Here is a 16,317-nt window from a genome sequence, read left to right on the forward strand (position 1 = left end):
TATCATGAAATTAAAATATATTTTTCTTGCCTTCTTAACGTTGTTCATGGCATCATGTAACGAGGAGTGGTTGGAGTTAAGCAACCCAAACCTGCAAACGACCGAAACCTACTGGCAATCAGAAGCTGATGTAAAAGCCGGTGTAAGTGCCACCTACATGGGACTACTTTACGATGGAACCTGGCTACGTTTTGTGCCTTTCGCTTTAAGTCTTAAAGGCGACGATATTCAAAGTTTCAGCCCATGGCGAGTATTAAGTTTAACGGGTAAATTTAACCTGGACGAAGACCCGATTATGGCACAATGGCCATGGACAGCATTTTACGGTGTAATAAACAGAGCCAACCAGGTTCTTGAAAATATCGATAACATAGAGTTTGCTAATCAGGCAACTTACGATCAATACAAAGGAGAAGCTCTATTCCTCAGAGGTTTATCAAACTATTACCTTGTTTCATTTTTCAGAAATATTCCTTTGGTAATGAATACTTACCAAAGCGAAGAAGACCTGTATCCTGAACAGGTAAGTCCCGAAGTTGCATGGGAAGCCGTAATAGATGATTTTAAAGCAGCAGCTGATTTATTGCCAACAACTTATCCTGAATCGGACTTGGGTCGTGCTACAAAAGGTGCTGCACTTGCATTTACCGGGAAATCATATTTAATGAACCACGACTACGAAAATGCTTCTATTTATTTGAAAAAAGTGATTGACCTTGGCATTTATGATTTGGTACCAAATTACGCTGATAATTTCACCACTTCAAACGAGAACAATTCTGAATCGATCTTCGAAATTCAGCTCGACCGCAGTGTAGGTGGAACAGTACTTGGCTGGGTAAGCCAACCTGCTGCCGACTGGTCGAAAACAACAGCTCACGCCATTACTTTTGCTCCAACTCCGTTTGGATTTGGTGATGCTGCCGCAACACAATGGATTTTTGATGAATATATGGCAGAAAAAACTGTTGATGGTGAAGTTGACCCACGTGCTGTTGTAAGCATGAGCTACGATACAACTGCAACAACCATGTACGGAACTCCTTTCAGAGAATCTTTTGATGAGTCGAGATGGGACGGCGTTTACATCCGTAAATACACCAATGCTTATTCATCCGAAAGAGAAAATGAATTGGACTGGCGTTCAGACATTAATGAGAGAGTAATGCGTTATGCCGAAGTGTTGATGATGTATGCAGAATGTCAGTACGAACTTGGAAATCCTGCAGTAGCAGCAGAATACATCCAAATGGTACGTGACAGATCGAATTTGCCTGATATATCAGCTGATATCGCTGCAATGGGAACCCAGGAATTCTATACCCAGCTTTCACATGATAAAGTGCTGGAGTTTGCTTTCGAAGGAATTCGTTTTGAAGATATCGTTCGCTGGGGTTGGTTATACGACTCAAGCAGACTTCAGGAACTGAAAGATCATGATTCAGAATTTTCAGGATTTATCGAAGGTCGTGAATACTTCCCTATTCCACCTGCAGAACGCGATAAAAACCCGAATTATACTCAAAACCCAGGTTGGGGGATTTAATAAATAGATAAATCAGAAAAGGCAGGTTCCTTTAGCTTGCCTTTTCTTTTCTTAATTACTCAATGGCATGCGGACATTAATCAAAATATTACTTTCGGTTCTGTTTTTTGCACTTAATTTTAGCTGCACGCAGAGCATTAAAACCGAGGGAGAAAAGACCTCTGCCAGAGATACCACTCCAAAGCAGATCAACAATCCCATTATCACGGATAAATACACCGCCGATCCGGCTGCATTGGTATACAACGATACGGTATACTTGTATGTAGGACACGATCAGGCTCCTTTAGAAAAGAATTTCTACGAAATGAATGAGTGGCTGGTGTATTCGTCAACCGATCTGGTTAACTGGAAAGAACATCCGGTTCCGTTGAAGCCCTCCGATTTTGAGTGGGCCGCACACAGTGCCTGGGCCGCTGAAGTAATCGAACGTAACGAAAAATTTTACTGGTATGTAACAGTTGAACACGGAAGTATTCCGGGAAAATCGATTGGAGTAGCTGTATCCGGCAGTCCTGTAGGTCCGTTTAAAGATGCGCTGGGGAAAGCGTTAATAACAAACGATATGACCACTGATCAAACACAGATTAGCTGGGACGATATTGATCCGACCGTTTATATTGACGACGATGAACAGGCTTACCTGTTTTGGGGAAATACAGCTTGCTACTGGGCAAAACTAAAAGACAATATGATCGAGCTGGATGGCGATATACACACAGTTGATTTGCCTAACTTTACCGAAGCGCCCTGGATTCATAAACGTGGCGAATGGTATTATCTGTCATATGCCTATCAGTTTCCTGAAAAAACAGCTTATGCGATGAGCCGGTCGATTACCGGGCCATGGGAGTTTAAAGGGATTCTGAATGAGCTGGCTGGTAATTCAAACACAAATCATCAAGCAATTATCGAATACAACAATAACTGGTACTTCTTTTATCATACTGGTGGAATTCAGCCACATGGTGGAAGTTTCAGGCGCTCGGTTTGTATCGACCAACTTTATTATAACACAGACGGCACTATGAAACGTGTTGCTATGACCTCAGAAGGAATTCAATAAACTTTATCAAAATGAAAAAAGGAATCACCCTAATTATCGCCCTATTACTTTTATCTATAAAAGTTTTTCCAAAAGACACTGTTGTTCACGACCCGGTCATGATTCAGCAAAATGGAACTTATTATCTGTTTTCCACGGGATGGGGAATTAGTGTGTGGTCATCACCAGACATGGAAAACTGGACCAGTGAAGACCCGGTTTTCGATGAAGCCCCACAATGGGCTATGGAAGCAGTAAAAGGATTCAAAGGGCACATATGGGCGCCCGATATTGCTTTTTACAATGGAGCTTACTATTTGTATTATTCGATATCAGCTTTTGGAAAGAATACGTCGTGCATTGGCTTAGCGACTAACAAGACCTTGAACCCTGAAGATCCGGATTTTAAGTGGGTCGATCATGGAAAAGTTATTCAATCAATACCCGGAGAACACAATTGGAATGCTATTGATCCGAACTTAATTATTTCTGAAGATGGAACTCCGTATTTAAGTTTTGGTTCTTTTTGGGACGGATTGAAGCTCGTAAAACTGACGAAAGACGCGATGAAAGTGGCTGAAGATTTAACGAACATTCCAACCATTGCGTCACGAGAAAAAGATTCCGACGAGTCCAACCCTCCGTCTATTGATGATAATCCGGTTGACGCTGGCGGAAATGCTATTGAGGCTCCATTTATTTTTAAAAAGGGAGATTATTACTATCTTTTTGCATCGATTGATTATTGCTGCAAAGGAGTTGAGAGCACCTATAAAATGATTGTCGGACGATCGAAAACTATACCGGGTCCATATTTAGATAAAGCAGGAAATTCTCTGGCAAAAGGTGGTGGTTCCATCTTGCTAAAAGGAGATGAAAATTGGCATGGTGTCGGTCACAATTCGGCATACACATTTAATAAAAAAGACTATCTGATTTTTCATGGTTATGATGCTCATGATGATGGTAAACCGAAATTGATTATTAAGGAATTGTCATGGGATGAGAATAATTGGCCTTTCATTGATGAGTAACAAAAAAATGAAAACGATAAAATTGAGAATATGAAACATGTTGGTCCTGGTTTTGGGAAGTTCATTCTGGCGGTAGCAATAGTTTCAACAGTTCTTTCAGGAAGCTTATTTGCTCAAAATGCACGCATAAAAATTGACGTTGACCGTGAGATTGGAGAAGTAGATAAAAACATTTACGGAAATTTTGTAGAGCATCTTGGACGGTGTGTTTACGGAGGAATTTACGATCCTGGTAATCCGCTCTCCGATGAAAACGGAATCCGTTTAGATGTGCTGGAAGCAGTCAAAGGATTGAATGTCTCATTAACCCGCTATCCGGGAGGAAACTTTGTTTCGAACTACAACTGGAAAGATGGCGTTGGACCAAAAGACGAGCGTCCTCCGAGAATGGAATTGGCCTGGGCACGCTTAGAAACCAATCAGTTTGGCACCAACGAATTTATGGATTACGCCAAACGAATGAATACCGAACCCTATTTTGCTGTTAATCTGGGAACAGGAACCATTAAAGAAGCACAGGAATGGGTCGAATATTGCAACGTAAAAGAAGGACCGTATTATGCCGAGCTGCGCAAAAAGCACGGATACCCCGAGCCTCACAATATTAAATACTGGAGCCTGGGGAACGAGATGGACGGTTTTTGGCAAATGGGACATCTGAATGCTGAAGATTACAGCAAAAAAGCACGTGAAGCCGGTAAATTGATGAAATTAACTGATCCGGATATTAAACTGATTGCAGCCGGAGCTTCAAATTTCCGACCGAATAACGACCCACACGAATGGAATGCAACCGTCCTTTCTGAACTCAGGGATGTTGTTGATTACATTGCTTTGCACATGTATTTGGGCAACCATCAGGACAATTATTACAATTTTGTCTCGGCACCTTTGGTTTTGGAAGAGCGCACGAAAGTAGTGAAAGGAATGATCGATCGAGAGATGGAAAAAGCCGACCGCGGCGATCGCGATCCGATTTACATTGCCTGGGATGAATACAACATCTGGTATCGCTGGAGGGCTAAAGAAACCATGACCGGAACCCGCGCTCTTGAAGAGCGTTACAACCTGGAGGATGCCTTGGTTATTGCAGGTTTCCTGAATGCTTTTGTACGCAATGCCGATATCGTGAAAATGGCAAATATGGCGCAGTTGGTAAATGTTATTGCCCCAATTTTTGCTGAAGAAGATGGCGTGTTTTTACAAACAATATATTATCCACTTCAACTGTTCGCCAACAATATGTTTGGAACCTCGCTCGATGTTTTTGTTGATTGTGAAACCTACAACACGGGCCATTTTCAGCTGGGACTTGCAGAACAGGTTGCCCAAATTGATGATGTTCCCTACTTAGATGTTTCGGTAACTTACGACAATGGAGAAGTTGTTATCGGTGTAATTAACCGACATCGAGATGAAACGATTACGACTGATATTATTTCGCAGGAAGGACTTTTTGATGGTGAGTTTGAAATATTTGAAGTAAACGGTCCTGATATTAAAGCGGAAAACGACTTCGATCAAACGAAGGTTAAAACGATTCAAAAAGAATCAGTTAATGTCAAAAAGGAAGATGCATTTACCTATAATTTTCCTCCTCACTCATTTACAATGCTAAAAGGTAAAATTGTTGAATAGATTTGTTTCCGATAAGAAAATGAGAAAATACCTGCTTTATCTAGTAACCCTTACTATTCTGGTCGTTTCCTGTAAAAAGGATGCAGACATTGAGGAGCCGAAAGTTCCTGATCCGATTGACGAGGTTTCTCCTCCGCGAAACGAAGATTTTATTGGTCCAACGTATGCTGACAATTATATTCCTGTAGCAGGCTGGGAAAACCGCTCGCAATGGAATCTCGCCAATGTGCACGATCCAACTGTTGAAAAAAGCGGGGAATATTATTACATGTACCAAACCGATGCATCGTACGGAAATGCTCACGATGGACATGGACATTTTCCATACCGTCGCTCGAAAGATCTGGTAAACTGGGAGTTTCAGGGCATGGCTTTTCAAACCGTCCCTGCTTGGTTAAAAGACTCGTTAAACAACAAACGAGCTCGAATGACACCTGCCCTTCCGGCCATTGAAAATCCAAATTATGCTTTCTGGGCGCCTTGTATTCGAAAAGTTGGGGATACATACCGGCTTTATTACAGCATTGTGGTTACCAACCCAATTGTTGGGAATAACACTGAAATATCGTGGACTGAACGAGCATTTATTGGATTGGCAGAAACCGACGACCTTGCATCAAATAATTGGGAAGATAAAGGAATGGTGGTATGCTCTGAACCGGATGGGAAAGAAACATATACCCGAACAGGATCCGACGACTGGAGTGGTTATTTCAAGTTCAATGCCATCGATCCGAGCTTTATTGTTACACCCGAAGGAGAGCACTGGCTGATTTATGGCTCATGGCATTCCGGCATTGCCGCTGTTCAGTTAAACCCCGAAACCGGAAAACCTGATAAATTAGAAACACCCGAAGATTATGGCGTTCGAATTGCCGGGCGAGGAAATGTAAATAGCAACCGCTGGCAAGCACTGGAAGCACCCGAAATAATCTATAATCCGGAAACAGAATATTACTACCTGTTTTTGGCGTACGACGAACTTTCAGTAGCCTACAATACGCGGGTGGCACGTTCGAAAAACATGACCGGTCCTTTCCTGGGAATTAATGGCGAAAACATTACTAATGGTGATGAGTGCTGGCCCATGCTCACCCATCCTTACGCATTCAATGCACACACCGGATGGGTTGGAATATCGCATTGTTGTGTATTTCAAAATCCGGCGACAAAACAGTGGTACTTTTCATCGCAAGGAAGATTGCCCGAAAATGTGCCGGGCATTAATGCGTCAAATGCGCTAATGATGGGACATGTGCGCGAGATGAACTGGACCGATGATGGTTGGCCGGTAGTTATGCCCGAGCGTTTTGCCGGAGTTCCACAATTTCCATTAACCGATGAGGCAATGATTGGCGAATACGAAATAATTCTCATGGAATACCAGTACCAAACAATTAAAAACTCAAGAACGTTTAAACTTCACCTTGACGGAACTGTAAGTGGGACACTATCTGGAAACTGGACGTTGGATGCCACAAAAGGAATTTTAAGTATTGGTAACTTGCAGCTGATTGTTCGCGATGGCTATAACTGGGAGTCACACCCACGGGAAGCAACACTCATTTTATCTGGGTTAACAGATCAGGGAAAACCAGTTTGGGTGAAAAAAAATAACTAGTATTGCAATAAGAACAAATTCAATAGAAATACTTAATCATGAAAAAACTAAAATTTAGCCTTTCAATCTTATCCCTAATGTTTGCGATGGCAGCATTTAGTCAAAGTACGCTTAGCTTACATACCGACCAGGCGAAGACCCAAATAAGCAAAGACATTTACGGGCATTTTGCAGAACACCTGGGACGCTGTATTTACGGAGGTATTTATGTCGGTGAAGATTCTGAAATTCCAAATATCAGAGGATTCCGCGATGACGTGATCGGTGCGCTGATTGACATGAAAATTCCATTATTACGATGGCCAGGAGGTTGCTTTGCCGACACGTACCATTGGAAAGACGGAATTGGACCTCGCCAACAACGCCCATCAATGGTCAATGTCCATTGGGGAGGAGTTACTGAAGACAATAGCTTCGGAACACACGAATTTCTTGATTTCTGTGATTTGATTAAAGCAGAACCATATATCAATCTGAATGTCGGCTCAGGAACTGTACAGGAAGCTTCAGAATGGGTGGAATATGTAACGTCGGCAAACATTAGTCCAATGACAGACTTACGAAAAAAGAATGGCCGTGAAGAGCCATGGGACGTAAAATACTGGGGAATTGGCAACGAGAACTGGGGCTGTGGTGGAAACATGACTCCGGAGTACTATGCTGATTTGTATAACCGCTTTGCCAGCTACTGCCGTGGTGATTTGTATAAAATTGCCGGTGGTCCAAATGTTGACGACTACAATTGGATGGAAGTTTTGATGCGCAAAACAATGCGTCATCCTCACCTGGTTCAGGGAGTTTCGCTACACAACTACACATTTACAACAGGCTGGACCGATAAAGGTCACGCAACTGATTTTGGCGAGAAAGAATGGATTGCAGTATTAAACAATACTCTAAAGATGGAAACACTGGTGAATCGTCATTCAACCATTATGGACAAATACGATCCACAAAAACGTGTCGGTTTAATTGTTGACGAATGGGGAAACTGGTTTAATGTGGAAGAAGGAACAAATCCAGGCTTTCTTTATCAACAAAATACTTTGCGCGATGCCTTGGTAGCGGGAATAAACCTCAATATTTTTAACAACCATGCCGATCGTGTTAAAATGGCAAATATTGCACAAACCGTAAACGTTTTGCAATCGGTTATTTTAACCAAAGAAGATGAAATGGTACTAACACCGACTTACTATGTGTTTAAAATGTACAGTGTTCATCAAAATGCAAAACTGATACCGGCAAACCTCGAAACAGGAACCTACGAATTAGATGGCAAATCAGTTCCTGCGGTGCATGCTTCGGCATCAACAAAAGACGATGTGGTTTCGATTACACTGTGTAACCTGAACCCGAATAAAAGCGAATCAGTCGATATAAATATAACCGGCAATGACTTTTCTTCAGCATCGGGACAAATTATTACATCTGAAAATATGAATGATCATAACGAATTTGGCAGTGAGGAATCGGTAAACATCAAAACCTTTGATGTGTCAAAACCAAAGAACGGAAAACTAACGATTGATCTTCCGTCGAAATCAGTTGTATTAGTACAAATGAAATAAAACTTACTGCTCACGATATGAAAAGGCTGTCCAATTTTGGGCAGCCTTTTTTTTTCGCTTAAGCAGTGCATCTTCGAATCAACTGTTGAGTTCCGGACAAGGTTTTTTATTATTAAACCCCATCTTAATCAATTCCATTTCGTACCCCACCCCACCAGAAAAAAACAAGCCATTCCCTTCGTATCCGTTTCAATTCTACTCATTTGTCGCAATTCTTCCACACTTCGGAGAAACTAAAAAAAACAGGTCATCTTCCGAATTCCTTTTGCACAGTTGGTTAGCTAGTGTAACCCCAACATTGCAAAATACTGGCATGGTTTTTCTCCTATATCCTGTAAAAGGTTATTACCGAATTCAGTTTAAAACGAAATAACCTTATCAAACTAAAAACAGTGATTATGAAGAAAGGAAATATTGAGACCTTGTCGATTAACACGATAAGAACCTTGGCTATGGATGCAGTACAGAAAGCTGGCTCGGGTCATCCGGGAACAGCCATGTCGCTGGCACCGGCAGCCTATGTTTTGTGGAATAATATCATGAAGTACAATCCTAAAAACCCCCACTGGTTTAACCGCGATCGGTTTGTGTTATCGAGTGGTCACGCGTCCATTATTCAATATGCTATGTTGCATCTAATCGGCTATCCGCTAACGCTGAATGATCTGAAAGACCTTCGACAGTGGGGCAGCAAAACCCCCGGGCACCCAGAATACGGACTAACCGAAGGCATTGAAACAACAACAGGACCACTGGGACAAGGATTTATGACTGCTGTGGGAATGGCCATGGCAGAAGCACACCTTGCTTCGCGATTTAATAAACCAGACGCCCCGATAATTGATCATTACGTATATGGTTTTTGCAGCGACGGAGACTTGATGGAGGGAGCTTCAAGTGAAGCCGCGTCACTGGCTGGTCATTTCGGATTGGGAAAACTGATTTTCCTTTACGACGACAACCACATCAGCATTGACGGGGACACCGAAGTAACCTACAGCGACGATGTGAAAGAACGATTCGAAGGATACCACTGGCACGTGCAGGATTTAGGTGAAAGTGCCAACGATACCGAAAAAATTACCAAGGCTTATGAGGCCGCTCAACAGGAAAAAGATAAACCCTCGCTGATAATCCTACGCACCCACATTGCTTATGGCGCACCCAATGCACAAGATACGGCAGCAGCACACGGCTCGGCGCTGGGTGAAGACGAAGTAAAAGCAACAAAAAAAGCCTATGGCTGGCCCGAGGACAAATCCTTTTATGTTCCGGAGGAAGTGGAAACGCACATGCAGAAAGCCATTGACAGAGGCGAGCAGCTTGAAAAAAAATGGCAGGCGATGTACGACCAATACCAGCAAAAACACCCGGACTTGCATGCCTTGCTGGAACAAGGGAGAGCGCTTGAACTCGATAAAGACTGGGATAAAGATATTCCAGAATTTAAGCCCGATGACGGCCCTGTGGCAACGCGTAAAGCATCGGCAAAAATCATTAATTCATTTGCTAAGAACGTTCCTTACCTGTTGGGAGGAAGTGCTGACCTGGCAGCTTCAACAAAAACATTGATGGAAGAATCGGGGTATTTTGGCAAAGGAAACTACCAGAACCGAAATATCGCCTGGGGAGTCAGAGAACACGGAATGGCAGCGGCCACTTCAGGAATGATACTTCATGGAGGACTTCGGGCTTTTGCGTCTACATTCTTCATCTTTTCCGATTATGCCCGCCCGGCGATCCGGCTGGCAGCATTGATGGAACTGCCAACCATTTATGTACTCACCCACGATTCCATTGGTCTGGGAGGCGATGGCCCCACTCACCAACCCGTGGAGCACCTGGCTTCGTTTAGAGCCATGCCCAATATTTTTGTTTTTCGTCCGGCCGACGCCAACGAAGTAGCTTACACCTGGCGAGCCGTGTTGAAGCGAAAAGAAGGTCCCTCGATGATGGTGCTAACACGGCAAAATGTCCCGATTGTGGATCGGAGCAAATATGCCTCGGCTCAAGGGGTAACGAAAGGCGCCTACGTCCTTTCGAAAGAAAAAGGCGATACGCCTGATGCCGTTCTTATGGCGACCGGTTCCGAAGTTTCGCTGGCGCTGGAAGCACAGGAAAAACTGCGCGGCATGAATATTGACTCGCGGGTAGTGAGCATGCCTTGCTGGGAGCTATTTAAGGAGCAGGACGAAGCCTACCGGAATGAAGTATTTCCGCCCAACGTGAAAGCAAGAACAGCAGTAGAAGCAGGTGCTTCACTCGGCTGGAAAGAATGGGTTGGCGACAGTGGCACCGTAGTATCGGTGGAACGTTTTGGCTCAAGTGCTCCTTATCAGGAAAACTTCAAACACTATGGCTTTACGGTTGACAATGTGATTGATCATGTAAAAAGATCAATAGAACAAAGTAAATCATGAACGTAAGGCTTGCCGCGCCGAAGAAAGAAAACAATTCAATCAGAAAAAGTAAAATAAAATATCGCTATGGAAAAGTTTGATAAACTATTGGAATATGGACAAAGCTACTGGCTTGACAACTTATCGAGAGAAATAATTACAAACGGAGAACTGGAGAACAGAATCAAAAATGAAGGTTTGAGAGGAATTACCTCTAACCCGAGTATTTTTAATAAAGCGATTTCCAGCGGTCATTTGTATGACGACCAGATAAAAGCGCTGGCCGGAAAAGGAAAGAAACCGGAAGAAATTTACGAGGCACTGGCCATCCAGGATATCCAGAAAGCCTGCGATCTGTTGCGCCCCGTGTTCGATGCATCAAACGGCGAAGATGGTTTCGTGAGTTTAGAAGTTTCGCCTTACTTGGCAAAGGAAACAGAAAAAACCAAGGCCGAAGCCCGGCGACTGTATAAAGCGGTTGACCGCCCAAACTGCATGATTAAAATACCCGGGACCCCGGAAGGAATTCCGGCTATTGAAGAAATGTTGTACGAAGGTATTAACATCAATATCACGCTGCTTTTTTCCATTGAAAGCTATGAAGCCGTTGCCAAAGCTTATTTGAAAGCTCTGGAGCGTCGGGTAGAAGAAGGCAACCCCATTGATAAAATAGCATCGGTAGCCAGTTTCTTCCTAAGCCGGATTGATGTACTTACCGATAAAATACTGATGGATGATATTATTCCCAAATCACACGGCGATAAAAAAATATTAGCAGAAAATCTGCTGGGTGAAACGGCTATTTCGAGCGCCAAAATTGCGTACCAAAGTTTTTTGAATGCATTCAGCGGCGACCGTTGGGAGAAACTGGCCTCGAAAGGCGCTCGCGTGCAACGTCCACTTTGGGCAAGTACCAGCAATAAAACCGAGGGATACAGTGACACCCGATATGTAGAGCCACTTGTCGGTCCGTTCACTGTAAACACAATGCCCGCCGAGACCATCGAAGCATTTAAAGATCATGGTAAACTTCTTCCGAACACCGTCACCGAGGATGTTAAAAAGGCTTTAAGCGTTTTTAGTGATCTTGAAAAAATTGAACTCAATTTAGACCACATCACTGATCAACTGGTGAAAGAAGGTATCGAAAAATTCACCGACCCGTTTGACAGCTTACTCAAAAGCATTGAAGAAGAAGCAAATTAGAACTTAGCGTAGGTGAATTATTACTTGAATTATCAGGAGAAAATACTCAACATAACGGTTTAATACAACTATGGAAAAATATGATTTTGGATTGATATGATTCAGGCGCAACGCGATTATTTTGGTTCTCACTCCTACCAAAAAATATCGGGTCTCAACAGACACCAAACCCGGAGGGAACATGGTTTAGCTATCGCGGTATCTGAATGGCTTGGCTTTTCACCTGGCTGGCTGTCCGCAACCCATCCGTTGTCCTTCACTCAAAGCGAACAACTATGATAGAAATATTATTAAAAAATAAGGAATGTTTGACTTTTCAAGCCGTTAGCGACATTTCGTCTTCCAAGCTCGACTTTCATTTAATGCAGTTTCATGATTCCACGGATGCTGAATTGGATTGGCTGTCGGAGAACTATGGGCTCGACTTCACAATCATGAAAAATTATGAAGACATTGAAATTAGTTCTCACTTTTTAGAAACCACCAACCAGGCTTCATTCCATTTTTCCATTCCCTACCTGGATCGTGAAAAGAAAATGGTTGAAGAGCCTGTTTTTATCATTGTCACGAAGGATGGCGTTTTCCTGTTTTCAAGTTGCAAGCTGGATACGGTTTTTAACGAAGCTTATTCCAACAAGATCAGATCCATCCAGGAATCATCGGATACTGAACGTATCTTTAAATTCCAGTTTGAGTTCATTTCAGACTATTTCGCAGATATTACTGAACATCAATCGAAAAAAATTAAAACACTTGCAAGCAGAATTTTAATCGAAAAAGAGTTTTCGAAGGAAGAGCTGGATGTCATTACGACCTACAATTTCAACAACCTGTTAATCAAAGAGGCACTGTTGGAAACCTCCAGGATTTTCACATTGTATATGAAGAGCAATTGGGAACAAACAACCAGAATAAAAGAAAGTGTTTCTGTTGAATTGAACGACTTGTCGGCTGTTTCCGACTATATCCATTTTAATTTCGAGCGTCTGGACGATTTAAAAGAAAACGTATCGAATAAGATTGATTTAGAGCAAAACCATATTTTTAAAATGCTCACAGTGGTTACCGTGTGTATTTCTCTACCAACCTTTATAGCAGGTGTCTACGGAATGAACTTTGAAACGATGCCTGAACTTGAATTGGCTTATGGCTATCCAATCGCTCTGGTGGCTATGATCCTATCGGCCCTGTTGCCTTTTATCTACTTCAAAAAGAAAAAATGGTTGAAGCAGTAGCCCCCGCTGGCGCGGCTCTGTGACCCGGGTCTTGCTTTGAAAAAGCAAAAGTAACCTGTGGGTCAAACAATGACAACTTCAGGTCGTGCAATGGCAGCTTTATCTGCAACAACGCCTATTTCAAGTGAAACAATAACCAGTTCGCCTCCTGCTCCCGAGCGAATCTTTTCGCGTGGTTTTGTTTCACTGTCACGACACAACATTCCCAACTTTGTTTACATGAAGTTCGGCTAAAAACCGCTTTCGTTCGGTTCTGAACCGAATGAGTTCTGTTTAGAACCGCTTTCGATCGGTCTTGAACCGAATGAATTCAGCAATTTGCCTAACTCAGTCACCCGAAAACCGAATGAATTCACCTCAAAGGTGAACTAGTTCGGTTTGGAACCGCTTTAATTCCCCTTTTTACCGAACTCGCGCATCTCCGGGGTGAGTGAATGCTATATTGAACTCCGCGAGTTCGGTTTTGAAGTGGGGGGGGGTACTTCGGAAGTGGGGGCCCCCACTTCCGAAGTACCCTAAAAACAGACCTGATTTTGTACAACTGAACATAGGCTATCGAATTACAAGAAGTGATGTAATTTCAATAGAACTAAAAACCTGGAAATATGGTTGACCTCTTGGCATTCCTTACGGAAAATCATATGAATCACCTGATGAAAAATTTCCGGGTTATATTCGTGAATATGGCTTTGCACTTGCGTATCAGAAATTTGTATGGAAAGGACTTTACGCTGGTGTTCACGTAATGAACGCTTGGCAAACCTTTGCGGACGACAGCGGTAACAAGGTTGATAATGGTTTTCAGATTTTCAACACGTACAGAGTTGGTTACCACTTCAAACTTTTTAATGACCGATTTTTTATAGAACCATCAATTGCCATAACTCAACGTCCATACCACACAAAAATGCCCGATTCATTTAAGCAAGTTGACGATAGGTGGTCAAAGTTCTTTATTGGAGAACCAGGACTGCATTTTGGATCTAATTTTTAAGGAGATTGATTGGTTTCACAAAGTCATCGAAAACAAATCCGTACTCGGCTTATAGCAATTAATGAATATATTCTTTAACGATTTCTTCATCGGTCAGCTGCGACCCAGAAACCGTCATTGCTGTTTCAATTATTGCTAAGTGAGAATATGCCTGTGGGAAATTTCCAAGCATCCGCTTGGTTTTAAAATCAAGATCCTCACTAAACAACCCCAAATGGTTTGAATACCCCAGCAGTTGATGGAATTTCTTGATGGCTTCTTCCTTCCTTCCTATTTTAAAAAGGGCATTGGTTAGCCAAAAAGAACAAATAGTAAAAGCCGATTTTGGTGTTCCAAAATCATCCTGATTGCGGTAGCGGTACATCAGGCCATCCTGTTCCAGATCCTCTTGAATAGCCAGTACAGTAGTCACATACTTCTGATCGGTTGCATTAATAAAACCATACGATTCCATCAGCAAAACCGAAGCATCCAAGTCCTTGGATCCGTACGCTTGCGTAAAGGCCTGCCGTTCTTCGTTCCAGGCCTTTTTCATAATGTCATTGTGAATTTTATCCCTCAACACGGACCACTTCTTGACATACAGTCCGCGCTGCAGGAGTGTCGCAATTTTAACAGCACGGTCAAGCGCAGTCCAACATAGCACCTTGCTAAAGGTGAAATGTTTATTTTCACTTCTGATTTCCCAAATCCCACGATCAGGCTTTCTCCAATTGTTTTCTACAACTTTAATAATGTTGCGCACAATGGTCCAAAGGTCTTCGCTGTGCTCCAGGGTAATGTCATAAATCTCAAGTTGCTGATAAATCACATCCAGTAAAATACCATAAATATCATTTTGCTTTTGTCGGTATGCAGCATTTCCAATCCGCACAGGAACTGATCCTTCATACCCTTCAATATGCGATAATTCGTACTCTTTCAATTTCTTTTCTCCGTTAATCCCATACATGATTTGCATCTTCTCATCCTTGTCCGGAAGTATGTCGATGATAAAACGAAGATATTGATTGGCCAGTTTATAATGTCCCAGAGAAGTCATGATTTTAACAACCATTGAGCCATCGCGAATCCAGCAAAATCGATAATCCCAGTTTCGCTCCTCTCCAATAGTCTCTGGCAGAGAGGTCGTTAACGCCGCCAGGATAGCGCCGCTCTTAGCATAGCTCAACATTTTCAACGTCAACGCACTGCGCGCTATAATCTCATTGTAAACACGGAACGAGGTGGTCCGTTCAACCCAATTTAGCCAATAAACTTTGGTTCGTTCCAATTTCAGTTTTGCCCGTCGGGTATCTTGTGGAAGTAACTTTTGATTATAGCTTAACAGGCAATATTCATCCTTTATCAACCGGATTGACTTTTGCTCCAAAATATCCGGATAATCAAAGCTAGAGTAAAAATATAAGGAATCGTAAGTTCCGTTGGATGTGTGTGATTTGATGTAACAATTTCCATTTTTCTCGTTCTCACATCCTTGTTCTACGAAATTAGTGGTCTCATTTTTCCCATATTCCAACTTCGGATCGTACAAAACTTTAAATGATGGCTCACCTTCAATCCATTTAAAATAGCGAACAATATCGGGTGGAGTATAATGCCCTCCGCTATTGGGATTTTCATACCTTGGCATAAAGTCTCGCACTTCAAATACCCCATCTTCGCATTGAAACCGCGTTTTTAAGATGTTCGTTCGCGGAATGTAACTCTGAGTAATATTCTCAGGTTTATCCGGGATAACTTTAAAGCTTCCTCCCTTGTTCTCATCCAATAAATTTGCGAAAACCGAAGAGGAATCAAATTGTGGCAAACAAAGCCAGTCAACCGATCCATCTTCTGAAACCAAAGCAGCACTTCTGCAATTTCCAATAACCCCGTAATTCAAATTTTTCATAAACCAATGTTAAACATCATCAAAAAGGATGGATTTAATTCCAAAATATTTTGATAACTTGAGAAAATAAAACAACCTTTAAAGTAGCTAGAAGCACTCAGAAAGGCTAATTGAGCCGCTAATATAAATTTTAT

Annotated in this window: 11 protein-coding genes; 9 read left to right on the plus strand and 2 right to left on the minus strand. The window is 42.3% G+C overall.

Translation table 11 applies throughout. The features are described 5' to 3' along the window. Positions 1 to 4 precede the first annotated feature (4 nt). The 9 genes from ACTB00_RS07630 to ACTB00_RS07670 all read left to right on the plus strand — a co-directional run bounded on the left by ACTB00_RS07630 (position 5) and on the right by ACTB00_RS07670 (position 13,295). Entirely contained in the window at positions 5 to 1,546 is a 1,542-nt protein-coding gene (locus ACTB00_RS07630; RefSeq protein ID WP_463299318.1) for a RagB/SusD family nutrient uptake outer membrane protein, read from the plus strand. 67 nt (positions 1,547 to 1,613) lie between these two features. Further along, positions 1,614 to 2,612, plus strand: a complete 999-nt coding sequence (locus ACTB00_RS07635; protein ID WP_463299319.1) for a glycoside hydrolase family 43 protein — start codon at positions 1,614 to 1,616, stop codon at positions 2,610 to 2,612. 11 nt (positions 2,613 to 2,623) lie between these two features. After that, positions 2,624 to 3,625 (plus strand): family 43 glycosylhydrolase, encoded by a 1,002-nt coding sequence (locus ACTB00_RS07640; protein WP_463299320.1) that lies wholly within the window; start codon positions 2,624 to 2,626, stop codon positions 3,623 to 3,625. Positions 3,626 to 3,655: 30 nt separating this feature from the next. Beyond that, positions 3,656 to 5,263, plus strand: a complete 1,608-nt coding sequence (locus ACTB00_RS07645; RefSeq protein ID WP_463299321.1) for an alpha-N-arabinofuranosidase — start codon at positions 3,656 to 3,658, stop codon at positions 5,261 to 5,263. Between the two features lie 19 nt (positions 5,264 to 5,282). Beyond that, on the plus strand, positions 5,283 to 6,884 hold the full coding sequence (locus tag ACTB00_RS07650) for an arabinan endo-1,5-alpha-L-arabinosidase (protein WP_463299322.1): 1,602 nt from the start codon (positions 5,283 to 5,285) through the stop codon (positions 6,882 to 6,884). A gap of 38 nt (positions 6,885 to 6,922) precedes the next feature. Further along, complete coding sequence (locus tag ACTB00_RS07655) at positions 6,923 to 8,455, plus strand: alpha-N-arabinofuranosidase (RefSeq protein ID WP_463299323.1); 1,533 nt, start codon at positions 6,923 to 6,925, stop codon at positions 8,453 to 8,455. 398 nt (positions 8,456 to 8,853) lie between these two features. Further along, complete coding sequence (gene tkt, locus ACTB00_RS07660; protein ID WP_463299324.1) at positions 8,854 to 10,875, plus strand: transketolase; 2,022 nt, start codon at positions 8,854 to 8,856, stop codon at positions 10,873 to 10,875. Positions 10,876 to 10,941: 66 nt separating this feature from the next. Continuing rightward, entirely contained in the window at positions 10,942 to 12,060 is a 1,119-nt protein-coding gene (gene tal, locus ACTB00_RS07665; protein ID WP_463299325.1) for a transaldolase, read from the plus strand. A gap of 275 nt (positions 12,061 to 12,335) precedes the next feature. Continuing rightward, positions 12,336 to 13,295 (plus strand): CorA family divalent cation transporter, encoded by a 960-nt coding sequence (locus tag ACTB00_RS07670; protein ID WP_463299326.1) that lies wholly within the window; start codon positions 12,336 to 12,338, stop codon positions 13,293 to 13,295. Positions 13,296 to 13,357: 62 nt separating this feature from the next. Here ACTB00_RS07670 and ACTB00_RS07675 read toward each other — a convergent pair whose 3' ends face one another. Together ACTB00_RS07675 and ACTB00_RS07680 are read right to left on the minus strand one after the other, a co-directional pair. Further along, on the minus strand, positions 13,358 to 13,498 hold the full coding sequence (locus ACTB00_RS07675) for a hypothetical protein (RefSeq protein ID WP_463299327.1): 141 nt from the start codon (positions 13,496 to 13,498) through the stop codon (positions 13,358 to 13,360). Between the two features lie 849 nt (positions 13,499 to 14,347). Continuing rightward, positions 14,348 to 16,183 (minus strand): glycoside hydrolase family 15 protein, encoded by a 1,836-nt coding sequence (locus ACTB00_RS07680; RefSeq protein WP_463299328.1) that lies wholly within the window; start codon positions 16,181 to 16,183, stop codon positions 14,348 to 14,350. Positions 16,184 to 16,317 lie beyond the last annotated feature (134 nt).

The sequence above is a fragment of the Sunxiuqinia sp. genome (genome assembly GCF_055140945.1).

Coding starts and splice junctions, on each gene's coding strand:
- ACTB00_RS07670 (WP_463299326.1), top strand. CDS start 12,336: ATGATAGAAATATTATTAAAAAATAAGGAATGTTTGACTTTTCAAGCC.
- ACTB00_RS07650 (WP_463299322.1), top strand. CDS start 5,283: ATGAGAAAATACCTGCTTTATCTAGTAACCCTTACTATTCTGGTCGTT.
- ACTB00_RS07675 (WP_463299327.1), bottom strand. CDS start 13,498: ATGTTGTGTCGTGACAGTGAAACAAAACCACGCGAAAAGATTCGCTCG.
- tal (WP_463299325.1), top strand. CDS start 10,942: ATGGAAAAGTTTGATAAACTATTGGAATATGGACAAAGCTACTGGCTT.
- ACTB00_RS07630 (WP_463299318.1), top strand. CDS start 5: ATGAAATTAAAATATATTTTTCTTGCCTTCTTAACGTTGTTCATGGCA.
- ACTB00_RS07655 (WP_463299323.1), top strand. CDS start 6,923: ATGAAAAAACTAAAATTTAGCCTTTCAATCTTATCCCTAATGTTTGCG.
- ACTB00_RS07640 (WP_463299320.1), top strand. CDS start 2,624: ATGAAAAAAGGAATCACCCTAATTATCGCCCTATTACTTTTATCTATA.
- tkt (WP_463299324.1), top strand. CDS start 8,854: ATGAAGAAAGGAAATATTGAGACCTTGTCGATTAACACGATAAGAACC.
- ACTB00_RS07680 (WP_463299328.1), bottom strand. CDS start 16,183: ATGAAAAATTTGAATTACGGGGTTATTGGAAATTGCAGAAGTGCTGCT.
- ACTB00_RS07635 (WP_463299319.1), top strand. CDS start 1,614: ATGCGGACATTAATCAAAATATTACTTTCGGTTCTGTTTTTTGCACTT.
- ACTB00_RS07645 (WP_463299321.1), top strand. CDS start 3,656: ATGAAACATGTTGGTCCTGGTTTTGGGAAGTTCATTCTGGCGGTAGCA.